Origin of the sequence: Rhodococcus sp. 008 (genome assembly GCF_001682295.1) — a bacterium.
Classification (GTDB): Bacteria; Actinomycetota; Actinomycetes; order Mycobacteriales; family Mycobacteriaceae; genus Rhodococcus_F; species Rhodococcus_F qingshengii.
In genome coordinates this window covers 3,634,767-3,656,523 of record NZ_CP012749.1, presented here as the reverse complement: position 1 = coordinate 3,656,523, position 21,757 = coordinate 3,634,767, and the positions used below count along the sequence as shown (strand labels likewise).

General features: G+C 58.1%; 17 protein-coding genes. 3 read left to right on the top strand and 14 right to left on the bottom strand.

The window, feature by feature from the left end; genetic code table 11:
• Positions 1-793: 793 nt before the first annotated feature.
• The 12 genes from AOT96_RS36585 to AOT96_RS16995 form a co-directional block, all read right to left on the bottom strand.
• The gene (locus AOT96_RS36585; protein WP_075832471.1) at positions 794-1,144 is read right to left on the bottom strand and encodes a GNAT family N-acetyltransferase; all 351 of its coding nucleotides are present in this window, start codon (positions 1,142-1,144) and stop codon (positions 794-796) included.
• Positions 1,145-1,509: 365 nt separating this feature from the next.
• Positions 1,510-2,955: a polysaccharide biosynthesis tyrosine autokinase gene (locus tag AOT96_RS17050; RefSeq protein ID WP_007726623.1), complete on the bottom strand. Its 1,446-nt coding sequence runs from the start codon at positions 2,953-2,955 to the stop codon at positions 1,510-1,512.
• Between the two features lie 639 nt (positions 2,956-3,594).
• The gene (locus AOT96_RS17045; RefSeq protein ID WP_007726621.1) at positions 3,595-4,920 is read right to left on the bottom strand and encodes a UDP-glucose dehydrogenase family protein; all 1,326 of its coding nucleotides are present in this window, start codon (positions 4,918-4,920) and stop codon (positions 3,595-3,597) included.
• A 52-nt stretch (positions 4,921-4,972) separates the two neighbouring features.
• A complete protein-coding gene (locus AOT96_RS17040; protein ID WP_054187555.1) occupies positions 4,973-5,941 on the bottom strand; it encodes a GDP-L-fucose synthase family protein in 969 nt (322 codons plus the stop codon).
• The gene (gmd, locus tag AOT96_RS17035; RefSeq protein ID WP_181991934.1) at positions 5,938-6,969 is read right to left on the bottom strand and encodes a GDP-mannose 4,6-dehydratase; all 1,032 of its coding nucleotides are present in this window, start codon (positions 6,967-6,969) and stop codon (positions 5,938-5,940) included. Before gmd ends, AOT96_RS17040 begins: the two co-directional genes overlap by 4 nt.
• Before the next feature lie 100 nt (positions 6,970-7,069).
• The gene (locus AOT96_RS17030; RefSeq protein WP_064443238.1) at positions 7,070-8,134 is read right to left on the bottom strand and encodes a polysaccharide pyruvyl transferase family protein; all 1,065 of its coding nucleotides are present in this window, start codon (positions 8,132-8,134) and stop codon (positions 7,070-7,072) included.
• Positions 8,127-9,338, bottom strand: coding sequence for a lipopolysaccharide biosynthesis protein (locus AOT96_RS17025; RefSeq protein WP_158170310.1), 1,212 nt, complete (start codon positions 9,336-9,338; stop codon positions 8,127-8,129). The genes AOT96_RS17030 and AOT96_RS17025 overlap by 8 nt, the downstream gene beginning before the upstream one ends.
• 70 nt (positions 9,339-9,408) lie before the next feature.
• On the bottom strand, positions 9,409-9,948 hold the full coding sequence (locus AOT96_RS17020) for a DapH/DapD/GlmU-related protein (protein WP_064443236.1): 540 nt from the start codon (positions 9,946-9,948) through the stop codon (positions 9,409-9,411).
• A complete protein-coding gene (locus AOT96_RS17015) occupies positions 9,945-11,225 on the bottom strand; it encodes a glycosyltransferase (RefSeq protein WP_164490553.1) in 1,281 nt (426 codons plus the stop codon). Before AOT96_RS17015 ends, AOT96_RS17020 begins: the two co-directional genes overlap by 4 nt.
• 26 nt (positions 11,226-11,251) lie before the next feature.
• Positions 11,252-11,809, bottom strand: a complete 558-nt coding sequence (locus tag AOT96_RS36425) for an acyltransferase (RefSeq protein ID WP_020968744.1) — start codon at positions 11,807-11,809, stop codon at positions 11,252-11,254.
• A complete protein-coding gene (locus AOT96_RS17005; protein WP_082661466.1) occupies positions 11,806-12,981 on the bottom strand; it encodes a glycosyltransferase in 1,176 nt (391 codons plus the stop codon). The genes AOT96_RS36425 and AOT96_RS17005 overlap by 4 nt, the downstream gene beginning before the upstream one ends.
• A 110-nt stretch (positions 12,982-13,091) precedes the next feature.
• A complete protein-coding gene (locus AOT96_RS16995) occupies positions 13,092-14,612 on the bottom strand; it encodes a sugar transferase (protein ID WP_064443494.1) in 1,521 nt (506 codons plus the stop codon).
• An 850-nt stretch (positions 14,613-15,462) separates the two neighbouring features.
• On the opposite strand from AOT96_RS16995, the gene AOT96_RS16990 reads away from it, so the two are divergent.
• Positions 15,463-16,929 carry a hypothetical protein gene (locus AOT96_RS16990; RefSeq protein ID WP_231917221.1) on the top strand — a complete coding sequence of 489 codons (1,467 nt, stop codon included), beginning with the start codon at positions 15,463-15,465 and terminating at the stop codon, positions 16,927-16,929.
• The gene (locus tag AOT96_RS16985; protein ID WP_058038950.1) at positions 16,923-18,374 is read left to right on the top strand and encodes a glycosyltransferase; all 1,452 of its coding nucleotides are present in this window, start codon (positions 16,923-16,925) and stop codon (positions 18,372-18,374) included. The genes AOT96_RS16990 and AOT96_RS16985 overlap by 7 nt, the downstream gene beginning before the upstream one ends.
• A 13-nt stretch (positions 18,375-18,387) precedes the next feature.
• Here the strand turns inward: AOT96_RS16985 and AOT96_RS16980 are convergent, their stop codons facing one another.
• Positions 18,388-19,551 carry an O-antigen ligase family protein gene (locus AOT96_RS16980; RefSeq protein ID WP_065352049.1) on the bottom strand — a complete coding sequence of 388 codons (1,164 nt, stop codon included), beginning with the start codon at positions 19,549-19,551 and terminating at the stop codon, positions 18,388-18,390.
• A gap of 348 nt (positions 19,552-19,899) precedes the next feature.
• Between AOT96_RS16980 and AOT96_RS16975 the strand changes: the two genes are divergently transcribed.
• Positions 19,900-20,223: a helix-turn-helix domain-containing protein gene (locus AOT96_RS16975; RefSeq protein WP_223304618.1), complete on the top strand. Its 324-nt coding sequence runs from the start codon at positions 19,900-19,902 to the stop codon at positions 20,221-20,223.
• Positions 20,224-20,322: 99 nt separating this feature from the next.
• On the opposite strand, the gene AOT96_RS16970 is transcribed toward AOT96_RS16975, so the two are convergent.
• Positions 20,323-21,246 carry a UTP--glucose-1-phosphate uridylyltransferase gene (locus AOT96_RS16970; protein WP_058038947.1) on the bottom strand — a complete coding sequence of 308 codons (924 nt, stop codon included), beginning with the start codon at positions 21,244-21,246 and terminating at the stop codon, positions 20,323-20,325.
• Positions 21,247-21,757: the final 511 nt, after the last annotated feature.

Below are 21,757 nucleotides of genomic sequence, written 5' to 3'. Positions count from 1 at the left end.
CCGATTCCCGAAACTTCGACAGCGAAGCAACTGCTCCGCATTGCTGCGTTCAGTGCGTATGGTCGCATTACGTGCGCCTTGCAGTTAACCCGGCGACTATTGTCAGGCCTCGGCCCAACTGTCGACTATTGCGGCATTGCCGCAGCTCACACCCCATGATTGAAGCAGAGTCCACTAACAACCCAAACACAGGACGATCGGCGATTTCTCCTCGCCCGCTGACGTCGCCGGCCTCGATATTGCCAGGACTCACATCTTGGCAACTCTTCGGCTAGCTGGTCAGTACCAGTGAGGAGTTTGCCACATTCCGGACAGCGTGGCAATAGCGCTTTCCGAAGTTCTTCCCGACGCCAGCATTGACGTCAGTTATTCACCCTCCGACAAGAAGGAGTGAACATTGCTCACCATTACCATTGCGTACCTATAGTTTTCATCGCCTAGCCCATTTGGGCTCCGCGTTTGGACGGAAACCAGCACGCGGTTGGTAAACACTCTGCAATCCATACTTTGATGCGCTCAGCGTCGACTCAGCCCTGGACGATTGTTCGACACTTCGCCTCTGGGCGTCTTACCTACTCCTGGCCGGCATTGCGCGAACCTACGATCGGGCGACACCGAGAATTCAGACATGCAAAAGGAGGAGTGTGGACCGCCAGCGATCGCCGGTGATGTCCTGAAATAGTTGCAGCACAGCCCAATTAGGGACACGCGAGTTGCGCAGCCGCTCGGCTGCAAAGCGGGGCGACTGCTACCGATGGCTATGGCCATGGCAAACGTGTGTGGCCGTGTAGGGTCAACGGACGCTCGACACGCTCGTTCGCACCCAGTAGCGGAGCGTGTCTCTCGAACAACCGACATTGCGGGACAACTGATCAGCTGGGCGCACGCTCTCGAGTAAACCCCCGCACGCTTCGATTGCCTTACGCGAAACCGGGTTCCTTTCGTCGCAGGTAACCAGGACGCGACTGAGCCCCACCGGGTCGCCGACATACGCGAGCGCCTCACCCAGAGCAGTCGACGCTATCCCTTTCCGGCCCTCCGACCGACGGACCCGTGGCCGATATGACCACCGACATCGGCCAAGAACTCGTTCATGCTGAGTCGCAGCTGGCCGACAACCCCCGCACCCGCTGTCCAAATCCATCGAGGGATGCCAGATCGACATCTAGGCGTTGCGAAACTCTCGAGGCCGAATCGGGCTGGTCCGCCTGCGGTCCGCCACACTCGCTACGCGATTCCAACCAAGACGCCCAAGGCCCCGTCGGGCGCAACCAGATCGACAGTCATAGAGGCACTGGTCAAGCAGGGACAGCTCAGACCGCAGCGTCACATCCCGCATGCCCGTGCCTACCCGATTACTGCGACGGCCGATGAACCCGTATTCCGCACTGCGCGTCGCAGACTCAGAGGACCCGACTAGAGAATTGCGTCCGATTCACCACACAGAGAAGGGCCCTCGAGCTTTGCTCGAGGGCCCTGTGAGGCGTCGGGATTTACCGTACGACCAGGTCAGATGACTGTCGACGTGACCTTTCGTTCGCCGACTGGATTGCTGTCCACGGACCCTTCCACGGCCACGTCAGCGACAACCGGATCGGAATCGTAGTAGTACTTGTACTCGTAGACACCACGACCGTTCAGCGGGGTCATCGTGATGACAGTACCGAGAATCGTCGCGCCCACACTGTGGAGATTGCCGACCGCCCTGCTCAGCTGTTCCCTCTTCGTCGTGCCGTGACGAGCAATCACTAGCGCACCGTCCGCCAGCGCTGAAAGAACTGCAGCATCCGTAACCGGAAGCAACGGCGAGGCGTCGATGATGACGTAGTCGAACCTTCTGCGGAGATCGGTAAAGACCGCATGGGCAGTGTCAGTGCCCAGAAGTTCGCTCGGGTTCGGGGGAATCGGACCTGAGGCAAGAACCGTCAGGTCAGCATTGCTCGTGACTTGAAGTACGTCGTCGAGATCTGCTTGCCCGGCCAGGACCGAGCTCAGACCAACGCTTCCGATAAGTCCCAGATACTTCGAAACGCGAGGCTTACGGAGGTCACCTTCGACGAGACACACCTTCTTGCCTGCCTCGGCCAACACGAGTGCGATGTTCACCGCAGTCGTGGTCTTTCCCTCGGAGGGAAGAGAACTCGTAACGACGATGACACTCGGTGGGCGATCCACGGCCAGGAACTGCAGATTGGTTCGCAGCTCGCGGTACGCCTCGGCACTTGCGGAGTTGCCCTCGTGGAAGTTGATCGCTTGATGAACTTCGCGTTCCTTGTCGAACGGAATTGTTCCCACCATCGCCGCGCCGGCGATGTCTTCGACCACCTTGCGCTCTTTGACGGTGTTGTCCAGGCGATCACGCACCACAGCCAACCCGATCCCCAGCAGAAGCCCGATCGCGGCACCGAGCGCCACGTTCCGCGAAGTCTTCGGCGACACCGGTTCCGCGGGAGTTTGTGCTCGCTGTTCGACAACGACGCGCGCAGGTGCTGTGCCACCATTTGCGGGCGTACCCAGATCTTTGACCATCACGACAAACTCGTCCGAGAGCGCATTTGCGATTTCACGTGCCAGTTCAGGCGACGCATCTTGCACGCTCAAATCGAGCAGTACTGTATCCGGCGCCGATGTGGCGGTCACCTTGGACGAAATCTCCGCAGCGGAAAGCCCGCCGAGTCGATCGGGCCCGACTGAATCGATCGTTCTCTGTGCCAGTGTCTCGCCGGTAAGGAGCTTGGCGTAGGAAGTGACCAACTGCTGTGAGAGCTGGTTACCTTGGTAAGCCTCGTTCACGGTTGTTCCGGTAGAAGTCGACACGAACAGGCGCGTGGAAGCCTGGTAGATCGGCGTGGCAATCAACGAGGCGCCCAATGCGCCCAAGATCACGACCACAGTGACGACAGCGACTATCTTCCACCGTGCCTGCAAAATCTTCAGGTAGTCCCGTACATCCATCGTCGAATCTCCTTCGGCTCGAACACGTATCACGTCTTCGAGTAGTAATCGACAGCCGCTGTCGAGCCGCTGCACTCAATGCAGGCTGAACGAGGCAGCCAATCTTCTATCGCGTGTCCCTGCGTCACAGCGCGAGGTATTTGCCGAAACAGCCAGGGGGGAGAGGCCTTCACGGCATCTCACACATCTCACTTCCTGGCCGATGCATGATCGGGAAGTGGCGAACACGCGACACTGACAAACCCGCGACACTGACATCGGGCCCACTCACACATCGCGCAGAGCAGACACAACGTGCAGCCAGGCTGAACTCTACTGCGTCATTGGTCTTTTCACCACCGCAACGGAGCCTCGAAACTTCCTAGACATCGTCAGTCGACTGTGCCGACCATGAAAGGGTCACATACCACCGCGGGCCGTAGGACCAACGTCCGTCGACGACCAACTACGCAACTTGCCGCCGGAAGTTGATGCATACCAACCGAACAAGGCAACATGCCCCTCACCCTGTGATGCACGAGCGGCTATCCCAGCATCTCCCCCGGCCACAGCTCGCTCGCTGACGGACTTTGGTCCCGGGCACACGGCCACTTCCCCTCGATGCCTACAACACCCACCCTCCGTGAAGGTTTCACCGGTTTACGGCCTTCCGAGACCTCGGTAGGTCCACCCTGCGTCGCGCCAGGTGGTCGGTTCCAGACAGTTACGTCCGTCGATGATGACCTTCTTGCGGACGACAGGTTCGAGGTCCGACGGCAACAACTTTCGAAACTCGGCCCACTCGGTCAGAACCAAGACGACATCAGCGCCTGCACACGCTTCAAGTGCGCTCGAAGTGTAAGTGAGGGTGGGGAACAACGCCTTCGAGTTTCCCATCGCCTTCGGGTCATAGACATTGACGGCAGCGCCTTGCAGCTGAATCTGCCCGGCAACGTTCAGCGCAGGTGAGTCGCGCACGTCGTCGGAGTCAGGCTTGAAGGCTGCCCCGAGAACCGCCACATTGGCTCCGAGTAGAGAACCACACGCTTCTCGAGCCAGTTCGACCATCCGAGTACGACGACGCATGTTGATATTGTCGACTTCGCGTAGGAATGTGAGTGCTTGATCTGCTCCCAGCTCACCAGCACGTGCCATGAAAGCACGGATGTCCTTCGGTAAGCAGCCCCCACCGAAACCGATTCCGGCGTTGAGGAATCGCCTACCAATTCTCTCGTCATGGCCGATGGCATCGGCAAGAACGGTCACATCCGCACCTGAAGCCTCGCACACCTCCGAGATCGCATTGATGAACGAGATCTTCGTTGCCAGAAATGCATTGGCTGATGCTTTGACCAACTCCGAAGTCGCAAGGTCGGTCACAACAAAGGGAATACCTTCGTTCAAGAGTTGCTCGTACACTTCACGCGCAATCGATTCCGCACGTCCGGGTCGATTGCGGTCGACCCCGAGCACGAGCCGGTCCGGGTGAAGCGTGTCTTTCACCGCGTAGCCTTCCCGGAGAAATTCCGGGTTCCACGCCACCTCCACGTCTTGTCCGGCAGGCGCCAGTTCCCGTGCCCGCGCACCCAATCGCTCTGCTGTACCGACTGGCACAGTTGATTTCCCGAAGATTACGGTCGGCCTGGTCAAGAGGGGTGCGAGTGTCTCGATCACCGAATCGACAAAACGCATGTCGGCCGCGAACTCCCCCTTCTTCTGCGGCGTACCGACGCCGAGGAAGTGGATGTCGGCGAACTCTGCGGCCTCCTCGTAGGAAGCCGTGAATCGAAGACGTCCCGCGGCTATGTTGCGGCGCAGTACTTCCTCGAGTCCCGGTTCGTAGAAAGGAACCTCCCCAGCTTCGAGCATAGCGAGCTTGTTCGGATCAACATCCACCCCGAGAACCTCGTGACCCAACTCGGCCATGCAAGCTGCGTGTGTCGCCCCGAGGTAGCCTGTGCCGAATACCGCAATACGAGAAGTCATAACGATGTCTGCCTGTCGAAGTCGAGTTTACGTCGAATAATGCTGTAGTACTTCATGTCCTGATCGAATCGACGTTCTGTCGATACCACTCCACGGTCGATGCGATCCCCGCACGAAGATCAATCTTGGGCTGCCACCCCAAATCTCGAAGCTTCCCGATGTCAAGCAACTTCCGCGGCGTCCCGTCAGGTTTCGAATGATCCCATTCGATCTCGCCGTCGAACCCGATCTCGTCCGCCACGATCGCAGAGATCTCCGCGATGCTCTGGTCCTCGCCTGTACCAACATTGACGTGTTCTGCTCCGTCATAGTGGTCGAGCAAATGAAGGCAGGCATCCGCCATGTCGTCGACGTGGAGAAACTCGCGCCTCGGCGTCCCGCTGCCCCAGTTCACGACTGAAGCAGCTCCATCACGGCGCGCGTCGTCGAAGCGTCTGATGAGGGCTGGCAGCACATGAGAGCCCTTGGCAGAGAAGTTGTCACCCGGGCCGTAGAGATTGGTCGGCATCGCGGAGATCCACGGACGCCCGAACTGCTTTCGAACAGCCTGTACCTGCAGGATTCCCGCGATCTTGGCGATGGCATATGCATCGTTCGTCGGTTCCAAATGACCGGTCAGCAAATATTCTTCGCGAATCGGTTGAGGAGCGAACTTCGGGTAGATGCAGGATGATCCGAGGAACAGCAGGCGATCTACGTCGAACTCGGCCGCCGCGTCCATCACGTTCACCTGGATGCGAAGGTTGTCGGAGATGAAGTCCACCGGCAGTGTGCTGTTCGCCAGTATCCCGCCCACCTTGGCTGCCGCGAGGACCACGTTCTTCGGCCTCTCGGCGGCGAAGAACTCGAACACGGCACCGCGGTCGCGAAGATCGAGTTCGGCGGACGTGCGACCGACAAGGCGATTGAAACCGTCGGCCTCCAAACGACGCCAGATCGCTGAACCCACGAGTCCACGATGGCCCGCGACGTACACCGCATCGTTCCGATCGAGGGACTTCTGCGCGTACTCCCCCGTCATCGAGCGTGCTCCCAATCCACCAGGTTCGGGCGGTCGATCCAGGGCTTGCCCTCACACTTCAGAGCCTCGATGTCCGCATCGACCATGATTCGAGCCAGCTCGGGAGTATGTACAGTCGCCTTCCAGCCGAGCTTCTGCTCCGCCTTACCTGCATCTCCGATCAACGCATCTACTTCCGTCGGCCGCAGATAGCGCTCGTCGAAGCGCACATGATCTTCCCAGTTCAAACCGGCGTGCTCGAAGGCCACCGTCAGGAAATCCTTGACCGAGTAGTTACCGCCTGTCGCGAGCACGTAATCGTCCGGCTCGTCGGCCTGAAGCATCCTCCACATTCCCTCCACGTACTCCGGCGCGTAACCCCAGTCGCGGATTGCATCGAGATTACCCATGTACAAATCGTTTTCCAGGCCGGCCTTGATCCGCGCCACCGCTCGCGTGATCTTGCGAGTTACGAATGTTTCGCCTCGCCGCGGAGATTCGTGGTTGAACAGAATTCCGTTCACGGCAAAGATCCCGTACGCCTCGCGGTAGTTCTTGGTGATCCAGTACGAGTACACCTTCGCCGCACCGTACGGCGATCGCGGATAGAAGGGAGTCTGCTCGTCCTGCGGAGGCGGTGTCGCACCGAACATCTCGGAACTGGACGCCTGGTAGAACCTGCATTCGAGACCAGCCATCCGGACTGCTTCGAGCAACCTGATCGACCCGATTCCCGTCGTGTCTCCGGTATGTTCGGGCTCGTCGAAACTTACCCGTACATGTGACTGCGCTGCGAGGTTGTAGACCTCGTCCGGGCGTATCTGTGCGAGAAGAGTGACCAAACGCGCCCCGTCGCTGAGATCTCCGTAATGAAGGAACAGTTTTGCATCCGGCGTGTGGGGATCCACATACATGTGATCGATTCGAGCCGTATTGAACGTGGACGATCTACGAATAAGTCCGTGGACCTCGTATCCCTTGCTCAACAACAGCTCGGCCAGGTATGAACCGTCTTGGCCTGTAATTCCGGTAATCAGTGCACGTTTCACTTGAAACTCCGTCCTCGAAGCAGATACTTGTCTGCGAGTAGTCATCGGCCGAATTGTGTTGTGTGGGAGCAGCGAACCCACAACCAGAACTGAGAAACCCTCACGGCATTACTGCCTCCTTGATCCGCGATCTCAGATCCTCCAGTTCCGCGGCAGCGGAGTCCATTCCGCGAGAGATTCGGGTAGATTCGTCGTGCCCTAGATTCAAGCTGCCACCCGTCGCATCGTCCATCCAGGAGGCCTGCGGTGCGAGTACCGGTTCCAGCGAATCCCTCAGCTTCGGTACCGAACTACTACCCGACATCACCGGTATCGATCCGCCTCGAGCGCTCAGGATCAAAACATGGAGGCGGTCACTGACGGTTACGGCGGCGCGCTCGTACAGGGCGCGGACAGCCGACTCCTGTTGCCGATGGGTCGTGTCATCGTCCCATCCCACGTAGGGAATACCCAGCGTCGCAGCAACTTCGCGGTTGTGGCTGTCGTCCTCGACAACCTGGCAACAGGCCATCAAATCCAAACCATTTGCCGAGAACTGACTTTGGATCGACCGAAGGGACGCGTAGTTCACCGGTCGGTCATGCCGAAGTGAAAGCAAGGCTATTTCTCGGCGCGCAGATTCTCGGCCAGCAGACTTCGCTCCGTCGGATACACCGGCCCCGAACGCGAGATCGGGATAGAACCGACTCTTACCTCGCAGGTACTCACACGTCCTTTTGTCACGTGCCGCGTAGACGTCGGCTACGCCGACGAGGATCTTCTCGGGTACTGCCGCCATTGGGCTTCGTACCTCGATCGACCGTCCCAAAACGAGGACTCGTGTACCGAACATGCGAAGCACCGCAAAGACTGTCACCAACAACGAGTGCTTGACGACGCTTGCTGCTGATGCCCCCAGAACCGCCGGCCCAGGTGCCATCACGATCACTGCCCGCTTTCGGCGCACTGTATCGGACAAAATCGCTCGCCAGAAGTTGATACCCGAATCCATCACCTCGTCGGTTGGTTCCCAATCGAAGGCATCGACGTACTCCGCGCTCATACTGCCCGAAAATACAACGGGTCTGAACCCCAGTTCACGCATGTAGTCGACTGCTGTTCGGCGTATCTCGATGTCACCCAGATTGCCCTGAGCTGCTGCGATACTCATGAAGAACCTACGCATGGGGATCCCTCCTCATTGCAACGACAACGACACAGGTCAGCAATGCGGTTTGAAGTACATAGCTGAGCGAGAGCGACCACCCCGCTCCGAGCGCCCCGTAACGGGGGGCAGCCAGCACGATTCCGACGAGGCAGATCAAGGTGCTCACAACCGTTATGTAGGAGACGATTTCAACTCTGCCCGTACCTTGCAGGATCGCATTCAATTGGGACGAGATCGCTGCGAAGATCAAACTGAAGCAGACGACCTGCATTACCGGTACCGCGTCTACGTACGCATCGCCCAAAATCGGTGGAACGAGTACAGGGATGACAGCTGCGATCACACCGAAGATCACCGCGCTTGCGATGCATACGTACATCGCGGGTCGCAGAATGCCCTGGGTGATTCGCCCGGTCGTCGAGCGCGCCGCCGCAGGCATGAGAACTGCCGCAAACGATGTGGGAATCAGCCGCAACGGAGTGGTGATACGACTCGTCACGCCGTAGATTCCGGAGACGGCCGGTGACGTGACAAGTCCAACCAGCAGTACGTCGAAGTTGCGCGTCTGAGTAGCAACGGAATTCAACCAGAAGTGCGAGGACTTGCCGATGATCGACTTGTACGAGCGTCTCGATCTGACACGAGTGATCGCCGGTCCGAGCCGAATGGCCACGAAGACAGCGATCATCGAAGAGAACGCGAGGCCCACGGAATACCAGAACACTGCGTCGACTCCTGCGAGCCAAGCGGCCGCAACAAAAACGAGAGCAAGTGCTCGCCGGAGGAGCAACGACACCGCGTTCTGCCAGGTATTCCCGTCAGCGAGTGGTAGCGAGAGCAGCGTCTCGACGTAATTGTCCAGAACAACCCAAGCTGTCAACGGCACTACGAACCAAAGCTTCGGCTCGAAGACCGCGGCTACCGCCGCGGTAAATGCCAGCAATGCACCGACGGCCAGGTTGGCGCGGCGCGAGAACTCCAAGGTCGACGCGATGAGGGGTTCCTGGTCACCCAACGCACGGATCCGAACCAGAAATGGGGTGAACCCGAAGTTCAGAATGGTCTGAAGCACCAGTCCGACACCATAAGCCGCAGCGAAGATTCCAAAGCCGGACGGACCGGAGATACGCGCGAGTAGGACCATACTCAGTGCCTGAATCAACGCACCGACAAGACGTCCGCCGGCGATTCCCGTGAACTGAACCACCAAGGGGTTCGTCATCACCTTCATGTTCCACCACCCGGGCACTCGAACGCGTGCGGAACCCCGGCGCAGCGCGGTCGTGCGCCCTTCATGGTCGTCCGATCGACGAAACCGGGGCGCGGACGATCGAACTCGCCGGAACATCGGATGTAACAAGGCAATTTGCGCCGATAACCGAGTGGTCACCGACCGACGTGCCGCGGAGAATTGTGGACCTGGCCGCAATCCACACTCCGTTGCCGATGACGATCGGTCCGTTGTCGAACTCGAAAGTCCGTGACTGTCTGCTGTGACTGCCCGCGCACAGAAAGACGTCCTGCGAGACACAACTGTTCGACCCGATACTCACCGGTTCGAGATTGAGGATCCATGCTCCCTCACCCACCCAAGTGTTATCACCGATCGACAGTTTCCACGGCCAATGGATCTTCACGCCGTGCCGAATCAGGACTCCATCACCGATCTCAGCGCCGAACAGTCTGAGAATGGCAACTCGTATGCGTGCCGGCACGAACCAGGCCCGGAACAGTGGTGCCACCGCGAGCCAGGCGACCTGCACTGATGCCGGACGTCCCTTGTCGTATCCTGCCCCGGTGAATTCGCCGAGGGAGAGCTGCGGGTGTGTCATCGCGCTCGGGCTTGCGTCGGTCGAGTCGGCAAACTGTCTCGATTGATGAGTCCGTCGAAGAGGTCACCGAACGCGGTGGTAGCAGAGCCGGGAGACAAGGTTTCGTGCACGTACTCCCCCCCGTTTCGCGCGAGTTGAGCGGCACGGACGGGGTCGGAAACCAGCATCTCTATTTCACGTACCAATGCTTCCGGATTTCCGGCGTCAACACGTACTCCCGCCCCGGACAGGGCGATCTCCTCGCCGGAGGCACTGTCCGAAGATGTAGCCGCGACGACAGGTACCCCTGAAGCGAAATACGATGTAAGTTTGCTCGGAACGGCCATACTGCGAAGATCGGCCAACTCGTTGAGAAGTAATGCGTCCGCTGCTCGCAGCACATCGGTGAAGTCCTCGCCGCCAACAGGATCCATGAATTCGATCCCGGTGCATCCCTCGGACAGCTCTTCGAGATGGGCCCGCTGATTCCCATCCCCCATCAGTACGAATTTGATGTCGGACTGGCGCGGCCCAAGTAAATGCGCGGCGTTCACCACGTTCTCGAGCCCTTGCTTTGCACCCATATTGCCGGCATGCAGAACTATCTTCTGTTCCGGCCCCCAGCCCAATCGCTTTCGCGAATCTTCTCGGGTGCAGGCAGACTGGGAGAGATCCAGGTGGGTCCAGTTCCTGATGACTGTGACGCTGCTCGAGTCGACTCCGAGGTTGTCCTGCGCATGCTTCGCGAACCGCGGGTGGATCACGACGACGTGATCGGACTTTCGCAAGATCCAGGATTCGGCTCGATCGACGAGAGACGACAGGCCTCCGCTCAGCTGACCGGTCTCGGACGCGCCCAGTCCGTAGAAGTCCTGCACCCACAGCACCACGGGTGTGCGCGATCGAAGGAGCCTGGTCCTGATGACAAATGCCGCCGAGGACAAAAGTGTAGGACTTAAACACAGTATGAGGTCTGCTCGATGGAAAAGAGTCGCCCAGGTCGCCCTCAAAGCGAAACTTGCCTCCATCAGAATTCTTCGCAGGAAGCTGGGATTCCGGGGGATGTAATGACGAAGTCTTTGAACCGTCAGATTTTCTGACTGCTCTACGGAAGACAGACCTGAGAAGCCATCCATCTTTCGCCAGAATGGATAGTGCGGATACCCTGTCACTACCCTGACGTCAGCACCGGCATCCGCTATCGCATTTGCCAAACCCTCCGTGTACGGAGCGATACCGGTTGGCTCAGGAGAATAGTTGATTCCCACGATCAGGATTTTATTTCCCTGATTATCCATCGTGCTCATTTCCCTTTTCAGCTAACTCAGGACGGCAGTCCGTGCACAGCTTGCAGGTGTGCACTTCTCTGCGTGTCACTCTCGAATCGTTCGGCGACTTTCCGTGCCGGAACTCCGACATTCACCGAGAAACTCTCGACGTCGTTCGTCACGACCGAACCGGCTCCGATAACCGCACCGTCACCGATCTTCACACCGCTCAATATCACCGAACAGGCGCCTATCCATACGTCTGTTCCAATTTCGACAGAATCGCGTGCACCAGGCTGACGGTCCCCCACCCACGTCGACGCGAGCATCGGAATACCCACCTCGTCGATCGCGTGGTCTTCGCGCCCCACGATGTAGACGTTCATTCCGATCATGACGTGGGATCCGATGGAGCCGTCTACCTGAATAACGGTTCGGGGTCCGACGCTGACATTATCGCCGATATTCAGCCGGTGAGGCGCACTGATGATGGCTCCACGGCCGGCGTTGAAGTCGCGCCCTACTGAAACATTCCCGTTCGATATTGCGAGTCCATTCATTATTCCGCGAAGGGCTCGCCTGACACCTGACGGTAGGCGTGATCGGTTGCTCATCGTACGACCATCTCCTTGGGCCATCCCTCATTGTCGAATTCGACGACCTGACCTCGCAACGCAGCAGAGATCCCCGATGCCATGGTTTCGGCGGAATAGAGATCCCCTACCTTCGCTGAAACTTTCTCCGCTGGAACGGGATTGGAGACAAGATGCAAGAAGTAGTCTCGCAGCGCCGCAGCCAGCGACTCCTCGGTCGTCGGTGAGTAACTCTGCATAGGACCGACAGCAGCAAGTTCGATCTCGGGGGCGTGCGGGGCGTCCTCGGGGTACAGCATCGGGACTCCGAATCCCAAACTCTGAGTGACACTCAACCCGACGTATCCGGGAGAGATCGACATGATTGAGCGTGCGTAGATTTCAGCAAGTTCGATCGGACTTTCAATGCGTCCGTGTACCACAACGGACTCTTCCAGACCTAAATCGAGAATTTGCCGTTCTATCGTTTCCACCGCATTGCCGAAACCCACGATTTCCAACACGGCACCCTCGTCGACGAGGCCTGATTGGTGGAAAGCCGGAACCAATTGATCGACGTTCTTCTCGGCAACCAATCGGCCGACATAGACAATTGATTTACGCGATTCACCGGTGTTACCAGCGTTGATGTCAGCGCGTTTGTACAAAGAATTGGGTGCAACCCAAACTGGTTGGCCTGGAACCTCGAGCTTGGCTGGGACCACACTGGCGTACCCGTAAAGAATGGTCCCCTGAGACAAGCGGCGCATCGTTCTCCGAAGGAAAGCCGTCTTCGACGAAGAACCTTGCCTGGGATGCAAATGGCCCCAAAGAAGAGTACGGCGACGCGCTATTCGTCGAAGGACCAAAATACTCCACGATGTGAGACTACGGGGGTTCAAATCCAGGATAGTCACGGACGCTGAAAGCGGATTTTTCCAAGAACCCACCTGAAGAAGAACCTTGTCACCGAAGATTCCGATCCGTCGAACGCGGTCGTAGAAATCCGTGTCGATGCCAGTTCGTACCGTGGAATCCAACCCGTAGTCCGAAGCCAGAATATCGAGATTTCCTTCCTCCATCTCACGCAACACCTCGATGCACGGATTCCGATACGTTGGAATCACCGCCAAATACATCGAGTATTTTTTTGATGACATCGAGCCTGCTCCCCCAAAGTTCTCATCGAGCACCACCGATTGGCCAGTGTGCATTGCGCAGTTCCCTTACTTCGGATCCCAGGCAGGGTTCGCCGGGAATGGCGAATCGGATTCGCGATACGAATACGAATACGAAAGACTGACTGACTGACTGACTGAACGGATCAGTATGCGCCGTCACTAGCCATTACGGCTTTGAGCGTCTTCACGACGATCATCACGTCCCCGACCATCGACCAGTTGTCGACATAGGACAGATCCAGCCGAACGGTTTCTTCCCACGAAAGATCCGAGCGCCCGCTCACCTGCCACAAACCGGTGATACCCGGTTTGACCAGCAGTCGCCTTTTCACGGCCCCGTCGTATGCCTCTACCTCACGCCTCAACGGCGGTCTCGGACCAACTACGCTCATCTCGCGCCGGAGCACATTGACGAACTGAGGCAACTCGTCAATCGAAAACTTTCGAATGACGCGCCCCACCTTGGTAACCCGAGGATCGTCACGCATCTTGAACAGGACACCGGCGCCCTCGTTATCCGACAGCAGGCTGTCGACCTGCGTATCTGCGTTCTGAACCATCGATCGGAACTTCAGCATCGGAAAGGGAACCCCGTCCAATCCCATTCGCTCCGACCGATAGAGCACAGGACCCCGACTGGTGAACTTGACTGCCAACGCCGTCACGATCAAAACGGGACTGATCAAAATGAGAATTACAGATGCGAAAACGACGTCGAAGGCTGTCTTGGCGAACCGTTGAGCACCGTGGTATCGCGGACGTTCGACGTGAATCAGTGGAAGGCCCGCCACCGGCCGCATCGACAGTCGCGGACCGGAAACATCCAGGATTCCCGGTGCCACAACAAGATCGACGTCCTTACACTCCAGATCCCAGGCCAGTTTCCGCATACCGTCGTAGCCGAGGTGTTCCGTCGCCGTAACCGCCACCGCATCGGCTCCGACCAAGTCGAGTGCGTCGGTCACATCGTGCTCGTCCCCGAGGACCGGTATTTCGTTGCCGTCGACCACGATGACTCTGTCGCGACGACCTAGTTGACTGGGTTGGCAGACGCCCACGACCCGGTACCCGTCACCGGGAGCTCGTTCGAAGGTTTGGGCCATTTTCTTGACTGCAACCGGGCTTCCCACGACTAAGACGGACGTCTGGAAATCGCCGCGCGAGCGCTTCCTCGCAATCACCTTTCGCCAGATCCAGCGGCTCGCCATCAGCGCGGTCAGACCGACAGGAAATGCGAAGGCCAGATAGAGCCGCGCGATGTCCAACTGCAACAGCAAGCTGACAATCGCAATGAGTCCGAAGAGGCGAACTGTCGCGACGAAGATTCGCCTGTACTCTTCGGGTCCGCTGCCGATCACACGAATCGAGCGAGTGCGAAAGATCCCCAACGACGATAACCACATCGCCGCCAATGCAATTGACACACCGGTGTAGCTGAGTTGCCCGAGGATTCCGGGGCTCACTGCGCGGCTGTCTCCACCGAATCGCAGCCATTGAGCCAGGAAAACCGTCGCCACGATGATCACCGAATCGCCCAGGAACAGCCTTCTGCGGTACGCCGTTTCCCATTCCCTCCGAGAAGTCGATCCGCGGCGGAGGTCGGGCACTGCGCGGGGAAGCGTGTGCTTGGTCTTGCCCAGTGTGGACACGTCGAGCGCCGTCACGTGATCAGTCCCTTCCTCATTCGTGGAATCCGTGTGTCGTTGAATCCGTGTGTCGTTGACAGGTGTTGAGCGTGATTCACCAGATTTGAGCAATCCACTGGAACAGCAAATTGCTCGCTTCGATCCGAAGAGTGCAATTGTTCGAGAATCGGAACGCTCTCACGCTCCGAGTGGATTACATTTCAGCACTGTCCGCGCGCAGGATCAAACGCAAAGTCGCCCCAGTTCAGGCCTGTAGTCGCCCGCACCCCTACCTATTCCAATGTGGCCGCAACGCAAGCGCTTTGCCTCTCACCGTTCGGAGGCGGAGCGCCTGGAACAACAGAACGAAAGATCGATTCAGAGGCAACTATCGCGTTACTTCGACGAAAGTGCGGCAAAGCGAAGGACCTTACTCGTCAGTAGGCGGTTGCCACAGGGCAACGCATTACCGATACGGCCTGAATAGAGGATCATTTCCATTGGTAACCAACGCAATGACTTTCGCCGACATAAGGTGCCTGCGCCGTTGGGGACCTACGTCCCCGGCAGGGATCTTGGTCCCTATTGCCGATTCGATGTGCAATTCGAAGGCGAATAGCCCTACAGCCCTTGCTGATACAGGCTTCAACATCGAAACAAGATCAGGTCACTCGTCCAGTTCGCAACAAGCAAGCTCCGAAAAGAAAATTTTCCTTCGTCTCAATATGTGGGATTTCTGCCCCGCTTCGGCCGTTCCGCAGCGGCCGGTGCTCGGATTCGCACCTTGTGATCGATCACGTAAGGTCGACCAAAGTCGGGTTCGCTGACACAACCTCGCTGCAGCCGACACAGCCGGAGTGGACGACCAGTTCGAATAGGACTACATATCTTGAAGATTCGCGACCTACGCACGCAGTCGGGAATTATCCCCCGCCTCACAGTACGTTGGCTGATGATTGCAGCCGCGACAATCTTTGCTTTCTGGCCCACCTGGACCAATTTGTGGAGGAGCACCGCGAGCGGTACCGCCATCGGATACGTTTTTGTCCTCCCTTTGCTCTGCCTGATAGCCGCCGTCGGAACAGATTTGCGACGCGGCCCGGACCTTCCGATCCACGACCGTGAGACGGACAAGATTGTCGGTGGTATCGGCTTACTTGTTTCTCTGGGTTTACAGGCACTCCTCATGCCACGTTTTGCCGAGAACTATGAATTGATGCATATCGATGTAATCGCGGCATGGGTATTTGTCTGGAGCGCAGCGGTTCTCATGTTCGGGCTGCGTCCGGTGAACCGCTACTGGGCAATCTGGGTTGTTCCGATCGTCCTGGCGCCGCTCATCTACCGCACGCTGGCGACCGAACTCGGCGGCACGCGATTCGACTACAGCATCATCATGGTGCTGGTCGCCTCGGCCGCAACGACGATCGCCGTCAGTAGGACCTGGAGACGGGGATTCGCCGGGTTCGTCGCTTCGTCCGTCCTGGGTGCTGCCTTGGTCTACTACCTCTCGCGGCAGTACCCGACTGCACCCTTGTTCAGCGTCCAGCTGCTACCAGCAATAGGTAGTGCGTTACTGGTAGGCGGGTTCTTCTACCTGTACGAGCGACGTGGAAGGTCATGGAAGCCGTTCGACCGTCCGCTCCGGAATCCCTCGACGTCAACCAGCAACTGGACGATCCTGGTGGTGTTCGCCGCGGCAATCGTGATGTTTTTTACGCCAGTGCCCACCACTCAGAGCGTTCCGGTCTCAGTAGGTCCGCCGGCGACTGCTGATCCACGCCTCATCGTCCCCGCCGGTTGGCGTGAGATCTCAACCGACGAATACGATTGGCCGAGAAAATACTTCGGTTCCACCTCGGCACTCACTCGCCAGACAATTCGTGCTGACACACCCAACCCTGCCTGGGACACCCAGATGCGACCACGCACCGTCCAAATGGACGTTGTTCAAGTGCGTCGCCCGTCTACTCTGTCTGTCTATCCGAGCAATACAACCTATGATCTCCAGAACGCACGTGTCAGCCCCACCGTACGAGTTGAGTTGACTCGTGGAGTTGTCGCGGAAATGTACACAGTTGTCGACGACTCCCTCCTACTCACCTGGAGCAACCTCAATTTCGTGTGGACACGCGGCGACGGTGCCGCACAACGCGTCACACTCTTGACAGTGGACAATCATGAACCGAATGCCTTGTTCCCCGAACCGAAACCATCGATGGCTTCGAATGGAAGCAACACCTTGGCAGTTCTACTCAGAGGCAGGATATCTACTGTCGACAGCGAATCTCAGTACAAGGATCTAGGTATGCTCCAGTCCCTCGGAAGGCTTGTCGTGGAGGCACAGAAGTGGTAGATCCCGATCTCTCGGTTGAGGACGAAAGCTCGGAAGAATTCAAACGAGTTGCACTTCACGATGCTGTGAACGGACTGCGTGAACGTAAACCGATTTCGTCGGCATCAGTTGCGTTCTATCCGTGGCAGCGCAACATCCTGTTCCTGATTCTCGTGATCACCGTTGTGTGTCTGGTCTTCTTCCTTACTCCCACGCTCATCGTTCTCACATTGGCATGCACGCTCGGGTACGTATGGGCGATGGTGGATCGCCTAGTGCTGTTCACACGAGGTCTGGATGCCTCCTCGATCGTGACGATCAGCGATCAGGAGGCAAGCTCGCTTTCCGATGAAGAACTACCGCACTACACAATCCTTGTGCCGGCGTACAACGAGCCGGAAGTAGTCGGAGACCTGATTTCCGCTATGCGTGCGATCGACTACCCCTCGAACAAATTGCAGGTGCTGTTGCTCCTCGAAGAGGATGACACCGTCACCATCGACGCGGCGACTGCCGCCGGAGTCGATGCCGTGGTGAGTATCTTGAAGGTCCCTGCTGCAGATCCGCGCACCAAACCCAAAGCCTGCAACTACGGATTGCACTTCTCTACGGGCGAGATAATCACCATCTACGACGCCGAGGACTCACCGGATCCGCTCCAGTTACGCCGTGTGGTGGCAACCTTCGCGAAGCTTCCATCGAATACCGCGTGCGTTCAGGCGAAACTCGCATTTCACAACGGGACTCAGAATTTGTTGACCGCGTGGTTCACGGCCGACTACGCCCTCTGGTTCAATTTCATCCTCCCAGGACTGATGCGCAGTCAGTCACCGATTCCCTTGGGAGGCACGTCCAATCACCTTCGACGAAGTGTGCTCGACGAGATCGGCGCCTGGGACCCCTTCAACGTCACGGAGGACGCAGATCTCGGAGTTCGCATCGCGGAGAGCGGCTACCGGACCGCTGTTCTGAACTCGACGACGCTGGAGGAGGCCAACAGCGACACGATCAACTGGATCCGACAACGCTCACGCTGGTACAAGGGTTACCTGCAGACTTGGTTGGTTCACATGCGTCAACCTGTGAAACTGTGGCGCGGACTCGGCACAGTCGGATTTCTACGCTTCACCATCTTGATGGCGGGGACACCCATTGTGGCGACACTGAACATGGCGTTCTGGCTGATCAGTCTGGGTTGGATTCTCGGCCAGCCCGAGGTCATCCACGACGTGTTTCCCAACTACGTCTATTTTCCCGCCCTCGTGTCACTCGTATTCGGTAACGCCGCAGTCCTTTACATGAACCTGGTGGCATGCCGAGAGACGCGAAATCCTATGCTGCTGATAGCTTGCCTGACCGCTCCGCTTTACTGGGTCTTGATGAGCATCGCAGCCATCAAAGGCACATATCAGTTGATACGCAACCCGTCTTACTGGGAGAAGACCTTCCATGGCTTGAACACGTAAGCTCAATTCCCGATCAACTCTTGTTGCGCGGGTGAGCTTTGAAGCTTGCGGTCCGATCACTGCCGGCCGAAAGACATGCAAACGCGAGTACGACCGGTAGCCAGTAGTACGCCTGCTCGAAAAATGCCGAGGTCAGTGCGAATGTCATCATCGCGACCAGCACGCCGGCCGCGGCGGCGTTCTTGCCGGACTTCATCGATCTGAACGCAACCAATGCCGTCGCGCAGATGATGAGTCCCACAGCCAGGGCAAGCACCACCCCGCCTTGGTACCAAGACCGTAGAAACACATTGTGGACGACTGTGACGTTGTCGAACGAGGCCGCATTGGCAGCGTTCAGACCCACCCCGGACAGCGGATGCGCGCGAATAGCATCCCAAGCGAATCCGTAAGTGTCGTTACGGATCTCGAGTGTGCTGACGGCTTTGGTCTGCCCTGTGACCTGAAGGTATCGATCGGCCGGCGTCTCCAGGTGCTTTCCGAACTCGGTGTAGGTGATTGCGACCCAGAAGAGAACAGAGGCGCCGACAAAACTCTTGACGATGGTGGTGATCTTCACTCGCGAAGAAATCGCCACGACGATCAATCCGATCGCGCATGCCGACAACGAACTCAAACTACCGGTTGCCAGCAGTCCCACCGCGTTCACAATCGATATCAGCACCAGAACGACCCGATTTCCTACCTTTCGCACTGCAGCCCCCAGGCACAGAATCAGCGCAAGTGAGGACATGATGCCCAGAACGTTCGGGTGACCTGCCAGACCTGGAGCACGACCGTTCACAACACCGAAACCGAAGACGGATGAACCGGCCAATTGGATAGCGGCGGCCAGAGCAGAAACCGATTGGCTTGCTATGAACGCAATGCATACACGCCTGACAAAACCCGGATCACGCCGGACATTGGCGACCATCACAAATATTCCGAGCCCGAGAACTATGAAAAGTTGGATTCCAACATAAAGATTTCCGCCGATATCATTGCCACGCGTCGCTGTTACCGTTGCGACGAGAGCGGCGTAGCCGGCGGTCAACCAGACGCCGACAAACTGCGGCCGAGCAACTCGTCCCAGCGCTACTGACGCCACGATGACCGCAAGCACTGCCATCGCCCACAACTGCGTGACGGCGCCGGGCAACAAGCGGTATATCGGAACTGCGATCGCGATCGCCATCCACACAGCGGTAGTCGGCGACAAAGGAATTCTGCCTGTTCGCCCTGCCGTCGAAGCGGCATCATTCCGAAGACCTTGAGGTCTGACTTGACTCGGCGTTGTCATTGAGTTCCTGCTTCCGACAATCGAATTTTTTGCATTTCACCCTCGATTTCACCCTTCGCCGACGCCGGGCTGAATAATCCCCGCTCAGCGCAGAAGTCATCCTCTGTCGGCAACGTCGCGTAACTGCAAATAAGCGAATCGTCGACGCAAAACTTTGCCACGACATGGCAGATATCCAATTGTCCTCGACTCGTGGCCGAAAGGAAGTGGCATATACGTCTCGGCTCAGGCAATATGACCGCTATGAGTGGTTTCTCCGCATGGGTCGAGAATCAACTGGAACTTCGCTCGTTCGGCGACATCCAGGAAGCTGCGCGTGCGCTGAAGATTCGACCTTCCGAGCTGAGTCGATGGCTGTCGGCTAAACGCCCTCCCACGCAGGACACGATGCGGACGGCATGTCAGGTCTTCGACGCTCCGATCATGGAGGTCCTCGTAGCCGCCGGTTATCTGACCTCTGAGGAAGCGGAGCCGGGGATGACTCCACCGTCGATCGTCGCGACGATTTCGACTCAGTCCCTGGTGGACGAACTCACCCGACGCGGTATCGACCGACAAAGTGAATGAATCCGGGCTACCGACATTCACATACGCGCTAGCCGAACATGGTGCAGATTCTCGTGCACCAAAACATATTTCGACCTCAGCTGTCATGGACGGCATTATTCAGTACGTCAACTGCGGATCCGGCTGATCCAATCGTTCCTTGAGCCAGACTCGCAACTCCGGTCCGTACTCGGTGCGACTGAGCGCATGGTCGAGAGATGCTCGCAGAAAGCCTCCCGGGTTACCAAGATCGTGGCGGGTTCCGTGATGGACGACGACGTGAACCGGATGCCCCTCCGCGATCAACAGCGCTATCGCATCCGTCAGTTGTAGTTCGCCACCCTGCCCGGGTGAGATTCGTCTGAGCGCGTCGAACACGGCGCGATCGAGAAGGTATCGTCCGGCCGCGGCGAGAGTGGACGGAGCATCCTCAGGAGCCGGCTTCTCGACCATGCCGACGACGGCAAGTACATCGGGATCGCTGCCCTCCACAGGTGTTTGGACGTCGAATACTCCGTAGGCCCCAACACGATCGGGCGCGACGTCGAACGCGCACAGCACAGAACCACCACGCTCGACACGTACCTTCGCCATCGCGTCGAGAATGCCGCAGGGGTGGACCAGATCGTCGGGAAGCAGCACCGCGAACGAGTCCTCGTCCGCATCCAGCACCGATTCGACCAGACCGACAGCGTGTCCCAATCCCAGCGGAGACTCTTGCACAACCGGCTCCACCGAGATCAGGCCCGGGGCCCGACGCACACGCTCGAGTAGATGGTGCTTCCCGCTGGCGGCGAGCTTGCCCTCGAGCACCAGGTCCTCGACGAAATGCCCGACGACCGATGCCTTGCCCGGCGCAGTGACAATTACCAGACGTTCCGCGCCTGCTTGCGCCGCTTCGCTTGCGACCAGCTCGATCCCGGGTGTATCGACCACGGGGAGCAACTCTTTCGGAACCGTCTTGGTGGCCGGGAGGAAACGAGTCCCCATCCCGGCAGCCGGCACCACAGCAGTCTTGAAAGGCCGTTCAGCGCACCCAGTCATCGTTCACCTCTCCGCTCACACGATGCTCCACACACTTACCGTTACGCGCATGCAGCGGTCGTCCCCTCATTTCGACGACCGAAAGCTCACATCGCATGTACAGCCTGCGCACAAGGTCTACCGGGCGGCCGATGCCGCCGCAAGTTGACTCGAACTCGGAATTCGTTGCGCGCGAGAGCTACACACCACCCCTCGATGTCACTTCCACGAGGGGCACGCCGCACTCCGCGCACTACCCGTTACCGCGGCGAACGGTTGTGATCGTATTTCGACGTTGACCACGGCGGGACGTAGCAACTGGCCAAAGAGACAGGTACGACACAACTTCCGAACTCAGCACCTCAACCGGACCGTCCCCAGCCGACCCGGACGAAGGTCCTGGAAGCGTCGCATCGATGGTCCCGTGCGACTTCACCCGTCTTCAAGTTCGGTTATCCACAGGTGAATGCCACTGAATACCATTGAATACGAACGAAATACGGTCATCACGCCACAACACCAGATTCAGGTT